Origin of the sequence: Mesorhizobium sp. M1406 (genome assembly GCF_040317555.1) — a bacterium.
GTDB lineage: Bacteria > Pseudomonadota > Alphaproteobacteria > Rhizobiales > Rhizobiaceae > Mesorhizobium.
Genome location: NZ_JAMYKW010000016.1, coordinates 1 through 16766 on the forward strand (window position 1 = coordinate 1; position 16766 = coordinate 16766).

Sequence of the window (16766 nt, forward strand, 5' to 3'; positions counted from 1 at the left end):
CCTCAGACGCTTCAACGCCATCACAGACGGCTTCGTTCTCGCCTCGCAAAATCAACCCGAAGCAAATGTGTGCGCACGCTAGCCCCTCAAGGGGGAGGTAAGCAACAGCTAGGAGAAGAAACATGGTCGGCGCATCGAAGTCGGAAACGGGAGGCGGCCCGATCCGCTATGGCATGGTCGGCGGCGGGCAGGGCGCCTTCATCGGCGCGGTGCACCGGATTGCGGCGCGCCTGGACAATGACTTCGTGCTGGTCGCCGGCGCTTTGTCATCCGACCCGGCGCGTGCCAGGGCCTCGGCCGCCGAACTCGGGCTCGATCCTGATCGCAGCTACGCGTCCTATGCCGACATGGCCAAGGCCGAGGCGAAGCGGCCCGACGGCATCGAGGCGGTGGCCATCGTGACCCCCAACAATGTGCACGTGCCGGCGGCCAAGGCCTTCCTCGAGGCCGGCATTCACGTCATCTGCGACAAGCCGCTGGCGACGACGCTCGCCGAGGCCAAGAAGCTGGCCGCGGTGGTCGAGAAGACCGGCAAGGTGTTTGTCCTTACTCACAACTACACCGCCTATCCGATGGTGCGGCAGGCGCGCGAGATGGTCGCCAAGGGCCTGCTCGGCGACATCCGCATCGTGCAGTCCGAATATCCGCAGGACTGGCTGACCGAGGACCTGGCGGCGACAGGCCAGAAGCAGGCGGCGTGGCGCGGCGACCCGAAGCAGGCAGGCGCCGGTGGTGCGCTGGGCGATATCGGCACGCATGCCTACAATCTTGCCCGCTTCGTCTCCGGGCTGGAGCTGGATTCGCTTTCGGCCGATCTCGACGCCTTCGTGCCGGGCCGGCTGCTCGATGACAATGTCAACGTCATGCTGCGCTTCAAGCCCGCCGGCAAGACGCACCCGGCCAAGGGCATGATCTGGGCCAGCCAGGTGGCGCCCGGCCATGAGAATGGATTGAAGCTGCGCATCTATGGCTCGAAGGGCGGGCTGGAATGGGTGCAGGCCGATCCGAATTATCTCTGGTATACGCCGTTCGGCCAGCCCAAGCAGCTGCTCACCCGCAATGGCGCCGGCGCGCTGCCTGTAGCAGGCCGTGTCAGTCGCGTGCCGTCAGGCCATCCCGAGGGCTATCTCGAAGGTTTCGCCAACATCTACCAGGAGGCCGCACGCGCCATCCGCGCGGCGCGCCGCAAGGGCGGCAAGCCGGCAAAGGATGTCGTCTTCCCGACCATTCAGGACGGCGTCGAAGGCATGGCCTTCATCGAGGCCTGTGTGAAGTCGTCGAAGAAGAATGGGGCGTGGACGAGGCTATAGCTTCGACCTCGCGGGAGATGGGGGAGAGGCGTCGATGAAGATCGGCATGTGCATGTTCTTGTGGACGACGGCTGTGTCGAAGAAACACGAGCCGTTGCTCAGGGATATCAAGGCAACCGGCTTCGATGGCGTCGAGATACCGATCTTCGCCGGCACGCCCGACGACTATAAAAAGCTGGGCGAACTGCTCGACCGCATCGGGCTGGAGCGGACCGCGGTTTCAGCCATGGGGGATCCGGCGATGAACCTGATCGCGGCTGACGCGGCAACGCGCAAGGCCGGCATCCACTACATGAAATGGGCTATCGATTGTGCCCAGGCGCTTGGCGCCAGCACGCTGAGCGGCCCGCTGCATTCGACGCTCGGTGCCTTTTCCGGCTCCGGGCCGACGGCCGCCGAGAAGAAGCGCTCGATCGCCTCGCAGCGCGCGATCGGCGACCATGCCGGCAATAAGGGCGTCACCATCGGGCTCGAGGCACTCAATCGCTTCGAATGCTATCTCCTCAACACGATGGCTGACCTGTCGGAGCATATCGACGCCATCGACCGGCCGCATATCAAGGCGATGTACGACACCTTCCACGCCAATATCGAGGAGGCCGACCCGATCGGCGCCTACACGAAACACCGCCGGAATGTCGTGCATATCCATATTTCGGAGAATGACCGCGGCGTGCCGGGGCGCGGCCACCTTCCGTGGAAGGAAACTTTTTCCGCCATCCGCAAGAGCGGCTATGACGACTGGCTGACGATCGAGGCGTTCGGGCGCTCGCTCAAGGATTTGGCGGCGGCGACCAAGGTGTGGCGCGATTTTTCCGAGAGCCCGGAGGCGGTTTACCGAGACGGGTATAGGCATATCAGGAACGGTTGGAAACGAGCGGCCTAAGCGCTCACTTCGTCATCCTCGGGTCTGCGCCGCGTCGCTTCGCTCCTTGCTTCGCCTCAGCACTCATGGCGCCGAACCGACTATCCCTGCTCGGCCTGGATTCTGTTGTAGTCGTGGATGGTCTGGCTCAGCCGGCGGCGCAGGAAATTGGAAATGTTGTCGAAGACGAACACTACGACCAGGGTCAGCAGCACCATGTAGAAGACGTTGGCCCAGTTGGAGTTGGTGCGCATCGCTTCCCATAGCTTCAGGCCGATGCCGCCGGCTCCGATGGCGCCGATGATGGTCGCGCCGCGGGTGTTGGATTCCCACTGGTAGAGCGTCTGGCTGATGAACACCGGCACCACTTCCGGCAGCACGCCGTAGCGCTGCACCAGAAGGCCGTTGGCGCCGGTCGAGATGATGCCCTCGCGCGGCTTGTCGTCGATGTTCTCCAGCGCCTCGGAATAGGTTTTGCCGAGCGTGCCGATCTCGGTGAAGAAGATAGCCGCACTGCCCGCCAGTGGTCCCGGCCCGAAGGCACGGGTGAAGAACAGCGCCCAGATCAGCATGTCGATGGAACGCATGAAGTCGAAGAAGCGCTTGAGCACCTGGTTGACCAGCCGGCTGGGTGTGATGTTGCGGGCGGCGAAGAAGGCAAGCGGGAAGGCGACGATGCCGCCAAGCAAGGTGCCGACAAAGGCCATGACGATGGTCTGCACAAGCTTGGTCCAGACATCGCCATGCTGCCACTGAGCGTTGTTCCAGATGTTGTCGCCGGCCAGCGCCAGGTTGGAGGTGCCGGGTTTGAGTTCGGGCCCTGAGACGATCAGCGAAGCGACTTCGTCTGGCGACTTGCCGAAAAAGGGCGATCGCGTGTCGAAGATGAAATTCGCCCAGCCGAGAAAGCGCTTGCGTACCCTGACGCGATCAACGGCGACGCGGGCCTCGCCGGCAAAGCCCATGTCGGCGACGACCTCGTCCTCATGCGCCGTGATCCAGCCGGGAACCGGTCCGGAGATCAGCGGCTTGCCGGTGCCTAGCCCGACCGCAACGGTCTCACCGTTGGCAATTATCGTCGCTTGAGTCTTGTTGAAGGTGATCGACTTGGTGGTGCCGTCGATCAGGATCGTCACCGAACCATTCGGATTGGTCTTGACCCAGTCCGGATTTGGATTCGGGCCGAGCACCGAGAAGCGTGGGTATTTGGCGGTGATCTGCGGCTCATCGAGGCGGAAGATCGGCTGCACGTCGTAGCTGATCCACTGGGTCAGGAACAACGGCAGGCGCTCCCAGTGCGATTCCCGCATCACCTGCGGCAGATTGAAGAACCACAGTGCGTAGAGAAGGTAGAAAAAGATCCCGCCGAGCAACAGCAGCGGCCCGAAGCGTTTCTGGAACGGCCGCTTGAACACCTGCGGAAAGCGCTCCTCGATCGACTGGATTTCATCGGCGGTCATCGTCGTCATTCACGGACTCACAGCAAAAGCCTGCTCGCCGATTAGCTTGCGGCGCAACCAGGCGGAGAACTGGTCGACGATAAAGATCGTCGTGAACAGGAGCAGCACCAAGGCTATCGTCTTGGCGCCAAAGCCGCGCGAGATGGACAGTTTCAGTTCCTCGCCGATGCCGCCGCCGCCGACCGCGCCCATGATGGTGGAAATGCGGACGTTTATTTCAACGCGCAGCAGCGTGTAGGACATGAAGTTGGGCAGCACCTGCGGCAGACCGGCAAAGCGCACCCGCTCGAACCAGTTGGCGCCGACCGCCCTCAGGCCTTCCTCGGCGCGCATGTCGATGTTCTCGTTGATCTCGTAGAACAGCTTGCCCAGCGCGCCGATCGAATGCAGGCCGATGGCGATGATGGCGGCGATCGGGCCGATCGAGACGATGGCCGCGAACAGGCCGGCGATGACGATCTCGGGAAAGGCGCGCAGCAACTCCATGAAGCGCTTGACGATCAGCCGCAGCACCGGATGCGGCGTCAGGTTGCGCGCCGCGATGAAGGAAAACGGCACGGCAAAGACGAAGCCGATGAAGGTCGAGACCAGCGCCACGTTGAGCGTGGTCAGCATCAGCTCGAAATATTCGGGGATGTAGAAGTCGCCCCAGACATAGGCTCGGCCAAGCGGAAAGTTGAATTCCTGGGTACCGGTGTCATGCGGGGAAGCGATGTCGAACATCGCCCGCCAGACATCGTTCCAGTCCTTGGGGACGAGCCAGCTCAGGAAATCCAGCAAATGCGGCAGCCGGTCGAAGAAATGCCCGGCATTGGCCTCGTCGGCGAACCACATGGTGCCGCCGAGCGCGACAATGAGCAAGCCGACACCGATGGCGGTGTAGAGCCGGCGCAAGGACGTCTGGCGACGCCAGGCGTCGGCCATCTGGTGAGTGGTGCCGGAAGGGGCTGTCACGGAAAGGGTCATGATCGGACATGCAAGAAGGGCGGCGTTTTCTCGACGCCGCCCTTCCTGATTTTTGCCGTTAGCCGCCGATGGCTGCCTTACGAGCTTCGACGATGACGTTGTAGAAGTCTGCCTTCACTGGGACGTAGCCGGTAAAATCGCCGCCTTCGACGCCTTCGAAGCAAGCCTTGTCCTTCTTGGGCAACTGCGTGAAGAAGTCGGCGAGCTTGGCGGTCATGTCGTCGCCGAGCGCGGTGCGCACGACCAGCGGGCCGTTCGGGATCAGGCCCGAGCGCCAGACTTCGACGAAGTCGTTGGGGTCGACGGCGCCCTTGGCGACTTCCTTGTGGAAGGTGCCGGAGGTGTAGCCGTCCTTGAAGTCGCCGATGCCGGAGGAATCATCCACCGCCACGTCGACCTTGCCGTCGCGCACGGCTAGCACGTTGTTCTCGTGACCGCCGTTGAACTGGGTCGAGGCGAAGAAGGTTTCGTTCGAAGCGCCGGTGTCCTTCGGGATCTGGGTCAGCGGGATCAGATAGCCGGAGGTCGAATCCGGATCGGCGTAGCCGAGCTTCTTGCCCTTGGCCGACTTGATGTCGGTGATGCCGGAGGATTTCAGCGCCAGGCCGATCGAATAGTAGCCGGTGGCGCCGTCGGTCTGCTGGGTGGTGAGGATCGGGGTGACCGCCTTCGGATCCTTGAGAACGACGCTGGCGTAGCCGGAAGCGCCGAGTTCGGCGAAGTCGAGCGTGCCGCCGAGCAGGCCCTGGATGACGCCATCATAGTCGGCGGCGGGGAACAGCGAGACCTTTTCGAAGCCGAATTCGGTCTTCAAATGGTCGGCGAGGCACTGGTAGTTGCGCAGCCGGTCGGTTTCGTTTTCGCCGCCGAGAATGCCGACGCGAAATTCCTTCATATCGGCCGCGTGGGCCATGCTGCTCGCCATGGCGAGCACCGAAACGGCGCTGAAAACCATCTTCCTGAACATCTGATATCTCTCCTGTAGGTTCCGGCCCCGCGCCGGCAGCGTTCTTGAGTTTGACTCTGCCCTTGACGTGGGCTGGCGATCCCGACCGCTCTCTTGTTTGTCCATGATCTCCGGACAAAACGGGTTCCCGTTTGTCCGAGAAAACCGGATTCCACTTTTCGGGATCATGGACTCAATATCCCGGAAATGCGGGTTCGAGCGGTCCGGCGGATGCGGCGATCTTTCGGCTGAAGGCAACGCTGGTCGAGGTGATGGCCTCTGAGATTTCCTGGCCATTGCTGTCGGCGCCATAGACGAGGCGCACGGCCTCGCGGTTGAGCTCTTCCGGTGGGCCGTCGAAGACGACCTTGCCGGCGGCCATGCCGATGATGCGGTTGCAGTAGGTGCGGGCGGTATCCAGCGTATGCAGATTGGTGACGACGGTGATGCCCTCGCGCAAATTTATGTCCTGCAGCGAATCCATCACCACCTTGGCGTTGAGCGGGTCGAGCGACGCGATCGGCTCGTCGGCAAGGATCACCCTGGGCTGCTGCATCATGGCCCGGGCAATGGCGACGCGCTGCTGCTGCCCGCCCGACAAGGTGCCGGCGGGCTGCAGCGCGGTGCAGGCGATGTCGAGCCGCTCGAGTGCCGCGACCGCCTCGGCGCATTCGGCGCGGGAGAACATGCCGAACAGGTTGGCAATGGTCGAACGGTGGTTCAGCTTGCCGAGCAGCACATTGGTCAGCACATCGAGGCGTGGTACCAGGTTGAACTGCTGGAAGATCATGGCGCAGTCGCGCTGCCAGCGCCGCAGCGGCGAGCCGCGCAACTGGGAGACCTCGGCGCCGTCAAAAAAAATCGACCCCTGGCTGGGATCGATGAGACGGTTGATCATGCGAAGAAGGGTTGATTTGCCGGCGCCCGAACGGCCGATAATGCCAACCATCTGACCCTGCGGGATCGCGATGTTGATGTCGTTGACGGCAGTGTTCTTGCCAAATCGTCGGCTGACACCGCGGATTTCGAGCGTGGCAGAGATTGCTGGCATGGGGCAGGTTCCAGTCCGGATCATATTGATCGTCAGGCTCTCGCCTAACGCAGCCACATGAACCTGCCGTGTCGCGGTGATGTCAGTTTTGTTACGCTCCACAGGTGTGGAGTTACGGTCGGCCCAGGACCAGCAGTTCCTCGAAGTGCTCCATGTCCCTGAAGCTGCAGAAGGCCGTAGCCTTGCTTTCGATCACGGGAGCCTGCTGCTCGAAGAGCTTGAGAGAGTCATCGAACAGGTCCTCCCATGCGGCTGCCATGACGATGATGTGAAGAACTATCCTTCGTATTTTTCCAAAAACGCCTCGGCGGACATTTCCCGAAAATCCTCTAGGCAGGCACGTAGCCTGGCATGGTCCCAGTCCCACCAGGCAAGCGCCTGGTAGCGTTCGGCTGTGCGGCGGTCGAAGCGCTCTCGGATCGGCTTGGCCGGCACGCCTGCGACGATGGTGTAGGGGGCGACATCCTTCGAGACGACGGCGCCGGCGCCGACTGCGGCGCCATCGCCGACGGTGACGCCGGGCAAGATGGTCGAGCCATGGCCGAGCCAGGTGTCATGGCCGATGTTGACCCGCCTGGCGCGGCGCTGGGCGAAGAACTCGCTCTCGTGCTCGGCGTCGTCCCAATAATCCGAGGCGCGATAGGTGAAATGGTGCAGCGTCGGCCGCCAGGTCGGGTGGTTGGTGGCGTTGATGCGTACGCTTGCCGCGATGTTGGAAAACTTGCCGATCGTGGCGCACCAGACGGCGCAGTCCTGCATCATGTAGGAATAGTCGCCGAGTTCGCTCTCAGAAACCCGGCTGCGGTCGGCGATCTCGGTCCAGCGGCCGAGGGTCGAGTTCTGCACGTCCGCCGTCGGGTGGACCAGCGGCGCTTCCGAGAGCTTCTTGGTCATGCGGCGATTTTTCCGGGAGCGAAAGCGGTGACGTCGATGATGCGGTCGGCAACCGCCTCGCGCACGTCGTGGTCATGGAAGATGCCGAGCAGGGCGACACCCGCCGCCTTCTTGGCGGCGATGAGTTCGATCACCACGTCGCGGTTCCTGGCATCGAGCGAAGCGGTCGGTTCGTCGAGCAGCAGGATCGGGTGCTCGGTGATGAAGCCGCGTGCGATGTTGACGCGCTGCTGCTCGCCGCCGGAGAAGGTCGCAGGCGGCAATGCCCAGAGTTTCTCCGGCAGGTTGAGCTGCGCCAGCAAAGCGCGTGCCTTGCCGCGGGCAATCTCGCGGTCCTCGCCACGCTCGACCAGCGGTTCGGCGACGACATCGAGCGCCGAGACCCGCGGCACGGTGCGCAGGAACTGACTGACATAGCCGATCGTTTGCCGGCGTATGGCAAGCACAGTGCGCGGGCTGGCGGTGGCAAGGTCGATCAGCCCGTCATCATGGCTGACGATGATCTGGCCTTCGTCAACGGCATAGTTGCCGTAGAGCATCTTCAGGATCGAGCTCTTGCCGGCGCCGGACGGGCCGCCGAGCACGGTGCATTCGCCGGCCCTGATCGAGAACGAGACACCGGCGACGACGGGCAGTTTGATGCCGTCGCGCAGATGCATGGTGAAGCTCTTGGCGACGTCTGAGACAACAAGCGGCGTTGGCATGATTTACACCTGCAAGATCGAGGAAACGAGCAACTGGGTGTAGGGCGCGCGCGGATCGTCGAGCACGCGGTCGGTGAGACCGCTTTCGACGACGCGGCCGTCCTTCATCACCATCATGCGCTGCGACAGGAGCCGTGCCACCGCGAGGTCGTGGGTGACGACGATGGCCGCCAGACCAAGATCGGTGACCAGACCGCGCAGCAGGTCGAGCAGGCGCGCCTGGACCGAGACGTCGAGGCCGCCTGTCGGCTCATCCATGAACACCAGCCGTGGCCCGGTGACGAGATTGCGGGCGATCTGCAGGCGCTGGCGCATGCCGCCGGAAAAGGCGCGCGGCTCGTCGTCGATGCGGTCCTCGTCGATCTCTACACGCGACAGCCAGTCGACGGCGGTGGCGCGGATCTTGCCATAGTGACGGTCGCCGACCGCCATCAGCCGCTCGCCGACATTGGCGCCCGCCGACACCGTCATGCGCAGGCCGTCGGCGGGGTTCTGGTGGACGAAACCCCAGTCGGTGCGCATCAGGAAGCGGCGCTCGGCCTCGCTCATGCGATAGAGCTCGCGGAACTGGCCATCACGCATGCGGTAGCTGGCGGTGCCGGAGCTCGGCAGCAGCCGTGTCGACAGGCAGTTGAGCAATGTCGTCTTGCCGGAGCCGGACTCGCCGACGACAGCCAGGACTTCGCCCGGCCACAGGTCGAAGGAGACGTTGTCGCAGCCGACGCGCGAGCCGTAGAATTTGGAGAGCGCGGAGACGCGCAGCAGCGGTTCGTCGGTCATCGCGCCGGCTCCATATTCCCTGGGGCAAGATGAGTTTCAGGGGCAAGATGGCCGCGATGGCCGTCCGCCCGCCGCTTCTCACAGTGGTCAGTGTCTGAGCAGACGAACATGTGGCCGCCGTGATCGTCGAGAATGACCTCGTCGAGATAGACATTCTCGGCCGCGCACAGCGCGCAGGGCTGGTCGAAGGTCTGCACTTCGAACGGATGATCCTCGAAGTCGAGGCTGACCACGGCGGTGAAGGGCGGCACCGCATAGATGCGCTTTTCGCGGCCGGCGCCGAACAGCTGCAGTGCCGGCGAGCGGTGCATCTTGGGATTGTCGAATTTTGGCGTCGGCGACGGGTCCATCACGTAGCGGCCCTCGACCTTGACCGGATAGGCATAGGTGGTGGCGATGCGGCCGTGCTTGGCGATATCCTCATAGAGCTTGACGTGCATCAGGCCATATTCCTCCAGAGCATGCATCTTGCGCGTTTCGGTCTCGCGCGGTTCGAGGAAGCGCAGGGGTTCGGGGATCGGCACCTGGTAGACAAGCACCTGGCCCGCGGTGAGCGGATGTTCGGGAATACGGTGGCGGGTCTGGATGATAGTGGCGCTGGCTGTATCGGTGGTCACCGCGACATTGGCGACCTTCTTGAAGAAGGCACGGATCGACACCGCGTTGGTGGTGTCGTCGGCGCCCTGGTCGATCACCTTCAAGACATCGTCGGGGCCGATGATCGAAGCGGTGACCTGGACACCGCCGGTGCCCCAGCCATAGGGCATCGGCATTTCGCGCGAGGCGAACGGCACCTGATAGCCGGGAATGGCAATGCCTTTGAGGATCGCCCGGCGGATCATCCGCTTGGTCTGCTCGTCGAGATAGGCGAAGTTGTAGGTGGCGATGTCTGTCGGTTGAGCGGTCATTCCGCGGCCTCCCTTTTCTCTTCGACCTTCGCAGGGTTCTCACGCGCGTCGTATTCGGCGCGCATGCGGCGCACGAGGTCGAGTTCGGCCTGGAAGTCGACATAGTGCGGCAGCTTCAGATGTTCTACGAAGCCGGTCGCCTGGACGTTGTCGGAATGCGAGATGACGAACTCCTCGTCCTGGGCGGCCGCGACGACATCCTCGCCGAGTTCTGTCGCACGAAGAGCGCGGTCGCACAGCGCCATCGCCATCGCCTTGCGCTCGCTCTGGCCAAAGACGAGGCCGTAGCCGCGGGTGAATTGCGGCGGCGCCTTGGCCGACCCCTTGAACTGGTTGACCATCTGGCATTCGGTGACGCGGACAATGCCGAGCGGCACCGCGAAGGGCAGTTCGGCCACGTCGAGCTCGAGCTCGACCTCGCCGATGCGGATCTCGCCGACGAAGGGATGGTTGCGGGCATAGCCGCGCTGGGTGGAATAGCCGAGCGCCAGAAGGAATCCCTCATCGCCGCGCGACAGCGCCTGCAGGCGAATGTCGCGCGCCATCGGAAATTCCAGCGGCTCGCGGGTGATGTCGCCGGGGACGTGATCCTGCGGCATGTCGCCGTCCGGCTCGATCAGGCCCTCGCGGGCGAGGATCGCCGAGACGCGCGGCATGGCTTGCGCTTCCGTCTCGCGCAGCAAGGGTTCGGCAACATCAGCGCCACCGGCAAGCTCGGGATCGAGCAGCCTGTGGGTGTAGTCGAAGGTCGGGCCGAGCAACTGGCCGCCGGGCAGGTCCTTATAGGTCGCCGACACACGCCGCTCGACCAGCATGTTGGCGGTGTCGATGGGCTTGGTGTAGCCAAAGCGCGGCAGCGTGGTGCGATAGGCGCGCACCAGGAAGATCGCTTCGATCATGTCTCCACGCGCCTGGACGATAGCGAGTGCGGCCAGTTCGCGGTCATAGAGCGAGCCTTCGCTCATCACCCGGTCGACGCCGAGCGCCAGTTGCTCGACGATCTGGTCGAGGCGGAGTGCCGGCACCGAACGGTCGCCGCGCCGGCGGTCGGCAAGCAGGCTGTGCGCATTGGCGATTGCGGCCTCGCCGCCTTTTACCGCGACATACATCTTACGCCTCCGTCGTCTTGATGCGCGTGATGCGCGGCAGGCAGGCAATGCCGTCCGATGTGGCGAGGATGATGTCGACGCCGCGCGGAAAGCGCTTGATATTCTGCTTCCACTGTTCGACGAAATGGCGCGGCATCTGTGCCGGCGCGATCGTGGCGCTGGTTTCGATACCGGGCCCTTCGAGCAACAGCGGCGTGCCGGAGACGAGATCGCTGATCTGCAGGATCAGCGTGGCCGAACGGTCGGGATAGTCCTGGGTGCCTTGCGAAAAGCCGTCGAGCGCCATCATCTCGGCTGGCGTTGCAACAAACGCGAAATGCGCATCGGCCGGTGTGTTGGCCAGCGGCGCGCCGGTGTGGAAACCGAGCCAGGATTTGATGGCAGTGGAAGCCTGCAAAGCCGGATCGAGCCAGAGCGGGGTGTCGTTGTCGCAAAGCGCTAGCGCGATGGCGCCGGCGGTTGCCGATAGCGGCGCCGGCGGGCGGGCGAGGGCCGGCAGCGGCTGCACGCTGCCCGGCCGCGCCATTGCGTCCATGACGGCGCGGAACACGGTCTGTGCGTTGAAGACCGGATCGGCGAAACCGCCGTCTATCGATTGGGCTGCGATGTCCATCAGTCTTCTCCGCGAACCATGGTGAAGAAATCCACCTTCGTTGCCGCCGTCTCGGCGCGGCGTTTTTCATGGACGGTGGTCAGGGCCGACCGGAGAGGGGCAATCAGCCTGGTTTTGACCTCGTTGCGGCGGGCCGGGTCCTGCCACAGTGCGTCGGCGATGGCCGCAAGCCTTGTCTTCTGCTTGTCGCGGCCAAGCGCATAGCAATGGCCGACCTGCCCGGACGGCAGCCGGACGGTGGCGCGGGTGACGGTCGCCTCGCCGACATTGAAGGGCGCGCCGCCACCGCCGATGCGGCCGCGCACGGTGACCACGCCGGTTTCGGGGCCGCGCAGCAGTTCTGCTTCCGAAGGCAGTCCGGCCTCGTTCCAGAGCCGCACGATGTCATCGGCGCTGGATTGCGCCAGTGTTGCCATGGCGGCCTTGCGCTCGGCCTGGTCGCGGGCTTCCTGTCCTCGCATGAGCAATAGTCCTTGTGGCCAAATTCGTCTATTGATATAGACAACTATACAAATTATACCCATTATCTAGCGCGAGTCCATGACGGGTGGATGACAGGGCTAAAAGGCTGGGGGCAATCAATGGTCGGGCGGCTGGCAGCGGACAGCATCGAGCGACGCAGCGGCGTTTCGCTGTGGCGGCAGATCGCCGACAAGATCCTACAGGCGATCGCCATCGGCGATTTCGCCGAAAACGCAGCGCTGCCGCCGGAGGTGGCACTGGCCGAGCGCTATGGCGTCAACCGCCACACGGTGCGCAGCGCCATATCAGCCCTTGTGCAGGAAGGGGTGCTGCGGGCCGAGCAGGGGCGTGGCACCTTCGTGCGGTCGCGCAAGCGGCTGTCCTATCCGATCGGCGCGCGCACACGCTTTTCGACAGGCCTGCAAGGGCAGACGTCGGAACGGCACATCGTCCTGCTTGCCTCCTCGGTCGAGCCGGCCAGCCAGCGCGTTGCCGAGGGGCTGGGGCTCGCCAAGGGGGCCGACGTGATCCGCCTGGAAACGCGCGGCGAAGCCGATGGGCGGCCGGTGTCGCGCGCTGCCGGCTGGTTCGATGCCAGGCGCTTTGCCGGCATCGATGCCGCCATGGCCGAGACCGGTTCGATCACCGCGTCGCTGGCCCGTTTCGGCATCGACGATTATCTCAGGCAATCGACCGTGCTGTCGGCGCGCCATGCCGATGCGGCGGACCTTGCCGACCTCGACCTGCAGCCGGGCGCCATCGTGCTGGTCACGGTCGCTGTCAATGTCACGCCGGACGGCCAGCCGATCCAGTTTTCCGAGTCGCGCTTCCCGGCCGAGCGCATCGAACTCAAATTGTCAGCTCTGTAGGGAGTGCCGACCTTATACGAGACTGTGATTTATCTGACTCACGCTGATATCAGGCCAGTTCGGTCGCGCTCACCTGTCAGCGTCGGCGCATTTGAGAACCGGCTTCGATCTGCGCGGGGCGTCGTCAATTCGGACCGGGTTCACCGCCTGCCGTGTTATGACCCCACCTCGATCACGGCCTTGATCAGGCCGGATTTCTCGTGCGCCCAGCGGGCGAGATCGTGCGGCGTGCCGGCCAGCGTGGTGCGGTGGGTGACGAGCTTGGCCAGCGGCACGGCGCCGTTGCGGATCGAGGCGGCGACGTGATCGAAGTCGGCGCGCAACGCGTTGCGGCTGCCGATGAGCGTCATCTCGCGTTTGTGGAATTCCGGATCGGAAAAGCTGATGTCGTCCTTGACGACGCTGACCAGCACCAATGTTCCGCCATGCGCGACATGGGCGAAGGCCGACTGCACGGACTGGGTGTTGCCGGTGGCATCGAAGACCACATCGAAACCTTCGCCTGATGTCGCCTCCTTGACCAGATCGGGCACCGCGCCGCGCGAGCCGTCGAGGGTTTGGAAGCCAAGCTCGTTCGCGGCGAAGGCGAGCCTTTCGCTGCTCATGTCGAGCAGCGTCGCATCGAGACCGGCGATGCGGGCGAAGATGGCGGTGCCGAGCCCAATCGGGCCGGCGCCGATGACCAGCGTGCGTGCGCCGGAATCGGCGCGTGCACGCCGCACGGCATGCGCGCCGATGGCCAGGAACTCGACGGCGGCGGCGTCCGCCAGCGACAGGCCATTGGTGGGATAGAGATTTTGCGCCGGCACCAGGATGCGTTCGCACATGGCGCCGTCGCGATGCACGCCGAGCACCTCGATCCTGACGCAGCAATTCGGCTTGCCGTGCCGGCAGGCGATGCACTTGCCGCAGGAAAGATAGGGGTTGATGACGACCGGTTCGCCAACGGCAAGATCGACACCTTCACCGGTCTCGACGATTGTTCCCGCCACTTCATGGCCCATGATGCGGGGATAGGCGAGGAACGGGTGCTTGCCCTCGAAGATATGGTAGTCGGTGCCGCAGATGCCGACATGGCTGACGGCCACCAGTGCCCAGCCGGCAGGTGGCGCGCCGGGCGCTGGACGGTCTTCCACAACAAGATCGCCGGGTAAGCGGCAAACAACGGCTTTCATGCGCAATTCCAGTCTGTAGTGAAATCGCCGGCCCGGCAGTCATGTCGGGCCGGCGACCGATTTGGGTTCGGCCTACTTGCCGCGACGGCGCAGCCCGTCGAAGTAGACGATGATGATGATAAGCGCGCCGGTGATGATGCGCTGCCAGAACGAGTTGACGTTGAGCAGATTGGCGCCGTTGTTGATGGTGGCCAGGATAAAGGCACCAAGCAGCGGCCCATGAACCGAGCCGACGGCACCGAACAGCGAGGTGCCGCCGATCACCGACGAAGCGATCGCCTGCAACTCCCAACCTTCGGCCTGGGTCGGGTTGCCGATGCCGATGCGGGCGGCCAGCAACACGCCGACGAACGCCGCGCAGAGGCCGGACAGCGTGTAGGCCATGTAGATGGTGCGCTGGACATTGACGCCGGACAGGCGCGACGCCTCGGCGTTGGAGCCGACCGAAAACAGGTACCGGCCCCAGCGGCTGTGATGCAGGAAGATATACGCCGGAATGCCGACCAGGATCACCATCCAGAACAGGTTGGGGATGCCGATGAAGGAACTGCGCGAGAACGCGGTGAAGGTGTCGCTGTTGATGTTGATCGAATTGCCGTTGGTCATCAAAAGGCCGATGCCGCGCAGCGAGGTCAGCGTCGCCAGCGTGATGATGAACGGCGGCAGGCCCATCTTGACTATGCCGAAGCCGTGAAACATGCCGATGGCGACACCGACCAGCAATGTCACCAGAATTGCGAGCCAGATCGGGAAGCCGGCGTTGATCATCATGGCGACGACCACGGTGGCGAAGCCGACAACGGCGCCAACGGACAGGTCGATGCCGCCGGTGATGATGACGAAGGTCTGGCCGACCGCCATGATGGCGATCATCGAGCCTTGGCGCAAAAGGTTGGCGATGTTGTTGCCGGAGGCGAAGCTCGGCGTCGCCACTGAAAGCACGATCCACAGCAGCACCAGCAGCGCCAAAAGCGTCAGCCCAAACAGGACGTTATAGTTGCGCTTCGGCTTTTCGACAGCAATCGCCTCGGTGCTCATATCTGTCCTCCCTGCTTTTCTTGTTTCTCGGCGAGCGCCTGCGTGAGAATGTCCTCGTGGCTGGCGGCGCGAAAACCGTGTGTCGCCACCAGTTTGCCGCGCCGGAACACATGCAGCGTGTCGGCGAGTTCGTAGACTTCCGGCAGATAGGACGAGATCAGGATGATGCCTGCGCCCTTCGACAGCAGCGCACCGAACAGACGGTAGATCTCGGCCTTGGTTCCGACATCGACGCCGACCGTCGGCTCGTCGAAGATGAACAGCTTGGCGCCGTGGGCCAGCCATTTGCCGATGACGATCTTCTGCTGGTTGCCGCCCGACAGGCTGGACGCCAGCGCGCCGCGCGTCGGCGTCTTGATGCGCAGATCGGCGATCTGGCGATCGGCCTGCGTCTTTTCCTGCGCGCTCGAAATCAGCAGGTTGTTCGAAATGCGCTTGTAGATCGGCAGGTTGAGATTGAGTCCGACCGGCAGGTTGAGGCAGAGGCCCTGGTCGCGGCGGCTTTCCGGCGCCAGCGCCATGCCGAGCTTGATCGCGTCATGCTCGGAATTGACCTGAACCTCCTTGCCTTCCCAGAGAATCTGGCCGGCCGATTTACGGTGGCGGCCGTAAAGCGTGGTGACGAACTCGCTGCGCCCGGCGCCGATCAGGCCGTAGAGCCCGACGATCTCGCCGGCGCGGACCGTCATCGACACATTTTCGAACCCCTTGCCGGAGAGGTTCGTGGCTTGGAGGATCGCCGCGCCGGGCGTAAAATGTTCCTTGTGATAGATCTGCTCGATCGAGCGATTGATCATCATCTTGACCAGCTCGGCGTCGTTGGTCTCGGTGATGTTGCGGGTGCCGACCAGCGTGCCGTCGCGCAGTACCGAGACGCGGTCGGCGAGTTCGAACACCTCTTCCATACGGTGGCTGATGTAGATGATCGTCACGCCCTCGCCCTTCAGCCGGCGGATCAGGGTGAAGAGCTGATCAGTCTCCTTGCGGGTGAGGTAGGCGGTAGGCTCGTCGAAGATCAGGAATTTGGTGCCGCGCACTGTGGCGCGGGCGGCGGCGATCAGCTGCTGCTGGCCGATGGTCAGGTCGCCGAGCGTGACGTGTGCCGGCAGGTCGAAGCCGAGATCGTCGATGATCTTCTGCGCTTCCTTGACCATGGCGCGTTGCTGCAGGATGCCGAAGCGGGAATTCTCCTCGCCGAGGAACATGTTGGCGGCGACCGTCAGGTGCCGGCAGAGCACGACTTCCTGGTGCACGGCGTTGATGCCGAGCGCCATGGCCTCGTGCGGCGTCGCCAGAGCAGCCGGCTGGCCCTCCCAGATGACCTCTCCGGAGGTGCGCGGCATGACGCCGGTCAAAAGCTTGATGAGCGTGGATTTGCCGGCGCCGTTCTCGCCGACGATGGCGTGGATTTCGCCGGATTTGAAGGCGAGATTGACCGGTTTCAGTGCGTGGGTGCCGGGATAACGCTTCTCCAGCCCGCGCAATTCGAGGATGGTCCGCCCCGGTTCCAGCACGGGTGCCGGATGCAGTTCCTGCGCCGTCGATGTCATGACAATCCTCCCAGATTGGCCTCCCAGATCGGCCTCACGATTGGCACGCGGCGAGGCAAGGATATG

General features: G+C 63.8%; 17 protein-coding genes. 3 read left to right on the forward strand and 14 right to left on the reverse strand.

Features of this window, described 5'->3' with window-relative positions; genetic code table 11:
* Positions 1-122 precede the first annotated feature (122 nt).
* A complete protein-coding gene (locus tag NKH03_RS15670; protein WP_352867697.1) occupies positions 123-1310 on the forward strand; it encodes a Gfo/Idh/MocA family protein in 1188 nt (395 codons plus the stop codon).
* Between the two features lie 34 nt (positions 1311-1344).
* The gene (locus NKH03_RS15675; protein WP_352969087.1) at positions 1345-2196 is read left to right on the forward strand and encodes a sugar phosphate isomerase/epimerase family protein; all 852 of its coding nucleotides are present in this window, start codon (positions 1345-1347) and stop codon (positions 2194-2196) included.
* An 80-nt stretch (positions 2197-2276) separates the two neighbouring features.
* Here NKH03_RS15675 and phnE (NKH03_RS15680) read toward each other — a convergent pair whose 3' ends face one another.
* From phnE (NKH03_RS15680) to phnG, 11 genes are all read right to left on the reverse strand, one after another.
* Positions 2277-3644 carry a phosphonate ABC transporter, permease protein PhnE gene (gene phnE / locus NKH03_RS15680; protein ID WP_352969089.1) on the reverse strand — a complete coding sequence of 456 codons (1368 nt, stop codon included), beginning with the start codon at positions 3642-3644 and terminating at the stop codon, positions 2277-2279.
* Entirely contained in the window at positions 3645-4601 is a 957-nt protein-coding gene (gene phnE, locus NKH03_RS15685; RefSeq protein ID WP_352969091.1) for a phosphonate ABC transporter, permease protein PhnE, read from the reverse strand.
* A gap of 58 nt (positions 4602-4659) precedes the next feature.
* The gene (gene phnD / locus NKH03_RS15690; protein ID WP_352969093.1) at positions 4660-5568 is read right to left on the reverse strand and encodes a phosphonate ABC transporter substrate-binding protein; all 909 of its coding nucleotides are present in this window, start codon (positions 5566-5568) and stop codon (positions 4660-4662) included.
* A 172-nt stretch (positions 5569-5740) separates the two neighbouring features.
* Positions 5741-6598 carry a phosphonate ABC transporter ATP-binding protein gene (gene phnC / locus NKH03_RS15695; RefSeq protein ID WP_352969095.1) on the reverse strand — a complete coding sequence of 286 codons (858 nt, stop codon included), beginning with the start codon at positions 6596-6598 and terminating at the stop codon, positions 5741-5743.
* A gap of 276 nt (positions 6599-6874) precedes the next feature.
* Entirely contained in the window at positions 6875-7492 is a 618-nt protein-coding gene (locus NKH03_RS15700) for a DapH/DapD/GlmU-related protein (protein ID WP_352969097.1), read from the reverse strand.
* Positions 7489-8196, reverse strand: coding sequence for a phosphonate C-P lyase system protein PhnL (gene phnL / locus NKH03_RS15705; RefSeq protein WP_352870037.1), 708 nt, complete (start codon positions 8194-8196; stop codon positions 7489-7491). The genes NKH03_RS15700 and phnL overlap by 4 nt, the downstream gene beginning before the upstream one ends.
* A 3-nt stretch (positions 8197-8199) precedes the next feature.
* A complete protein-coding gene (phnK, locus tag NKH03_RS15710) occupies positions 8200-8976 on the reverse strand; it encodes a phosphonate C-P lyase system protein PhnK (protein ID WP_023760811.1) in 777 nt (258 codons plus the stop codon).
* Positions 8973-9884 carry an alpha-D-ribose 1-methylphosphonate 5-phosphate C-P-lyase PhnJ gene (locus NKH03_RS15715; RefSeq protein ID WP_352969099.1) on the reverse strand — a complete coding sequence of 304 codons (912 nt, stop codon included), beginning with the start codon at positions 9882-9884 and terminating at the stop codon, positions 8973-8975. Before NKH03_RS15715 ends, phnK begins: the two co-directional genes overlap by 4 nt.
* Complete coding sequence (locus NKH03_RS15720; RefSeq protein WP_352969101.1) at positions 9881-10993, reverse strand: carbon-phosphorus lyase complex subunit; 1113 nt, start codon at positions 10991-10993, stop codon at positions 9881-9883. Before NKH03_RS15720 ends, NKH03_RS15715 begins: the two co-directional genes overlap by 4 nt.
* Position 10994: 1 nt before the next feature.
* Positions 10995-11606, reverse strand: a complete 612-nt coding sequence (phnH, locus tag NKH03_RS15725; RefSeq protein ID WP_352969102.1) for a phosphonate C-P lyase system protein PhnH — start codon at positions 11604-11606, stop codon at positions 10995-10997.
* Complete coding sequence (gene phnG / locus NKH03_RS15730) at positions 11606-12067, reverse strand: phosphonate C-P lyase system protein PhnG (RefSeq protein ID WP_352969104.1); 462 nt, start codon at positions 12065-12067, stop codon at positions 11606-11608. The genes phnH and phnG overlap by 1 nt, the downstream gene beginning before the upstream one ends.
* Positions 12068-12187: 120 nt before the next feature.
* On the opposite strand from phnG, the gene phnF reads away from it, so the two are divergent.
* Entirely contained in the window at positions 12188-12937 is a 750-nt protein-coding gene (gene phnF / locus NKH03_RS15735) for a phosphonate metabolism transcriptional regulator PhnF (RefSeq protein WP_352870047.1), read from the forward strand.
* Positions 12938-13092: 155 nt separating this feature from the next.
* On the opposite strand, the gene NKH03_RS15740 is transcribed toward phnF, so the two are convergent.
* The 3 genes from NKH03_RS15740 to NKH03_RS15750 all read right to left on the reverse strand — a co-directional run bounded on the left by NKH03_RS15740 (position 13093) and on the right by NKH03_RS15750 (position 16700).
* Positions 13093-14112, reverse strand: a complete 1020-nt coding sequence (locus tag NKH03_RS15740; protein WP_352969106.1) for a zinc-binding alcohol dehydrogenase family protein — start codon at positions 14110-14112, stop codon at positions 13093-13095.
* A gap of 72 nt (positions 14113-14184) precedes the next feature.
* Positions 14185-15150, reverse strand: coding sequence for an ABC transporter permease (locus tag NKH03_RS15745; protein WP_352870024.1), 966 nt, complete (start codon positions 15148-15150; stop codon positions 14185-14187).
* Complete coding sequence (locus NKH03_RS15750) at positions 15147-16700, reverse strand: sugar ABC transporter ATP-binding protein (protein WP_352969108.1); 1554 nt, start codon at positions 16698-16700, stop codon at positions 15147-15149. Before NKH03_RS15750 ends, NKH03_RS15745 begins: the two co-directional genes overlap by 4 nt.
* Positions 16701-16766 lie beyond the last annotated feature (66 nt).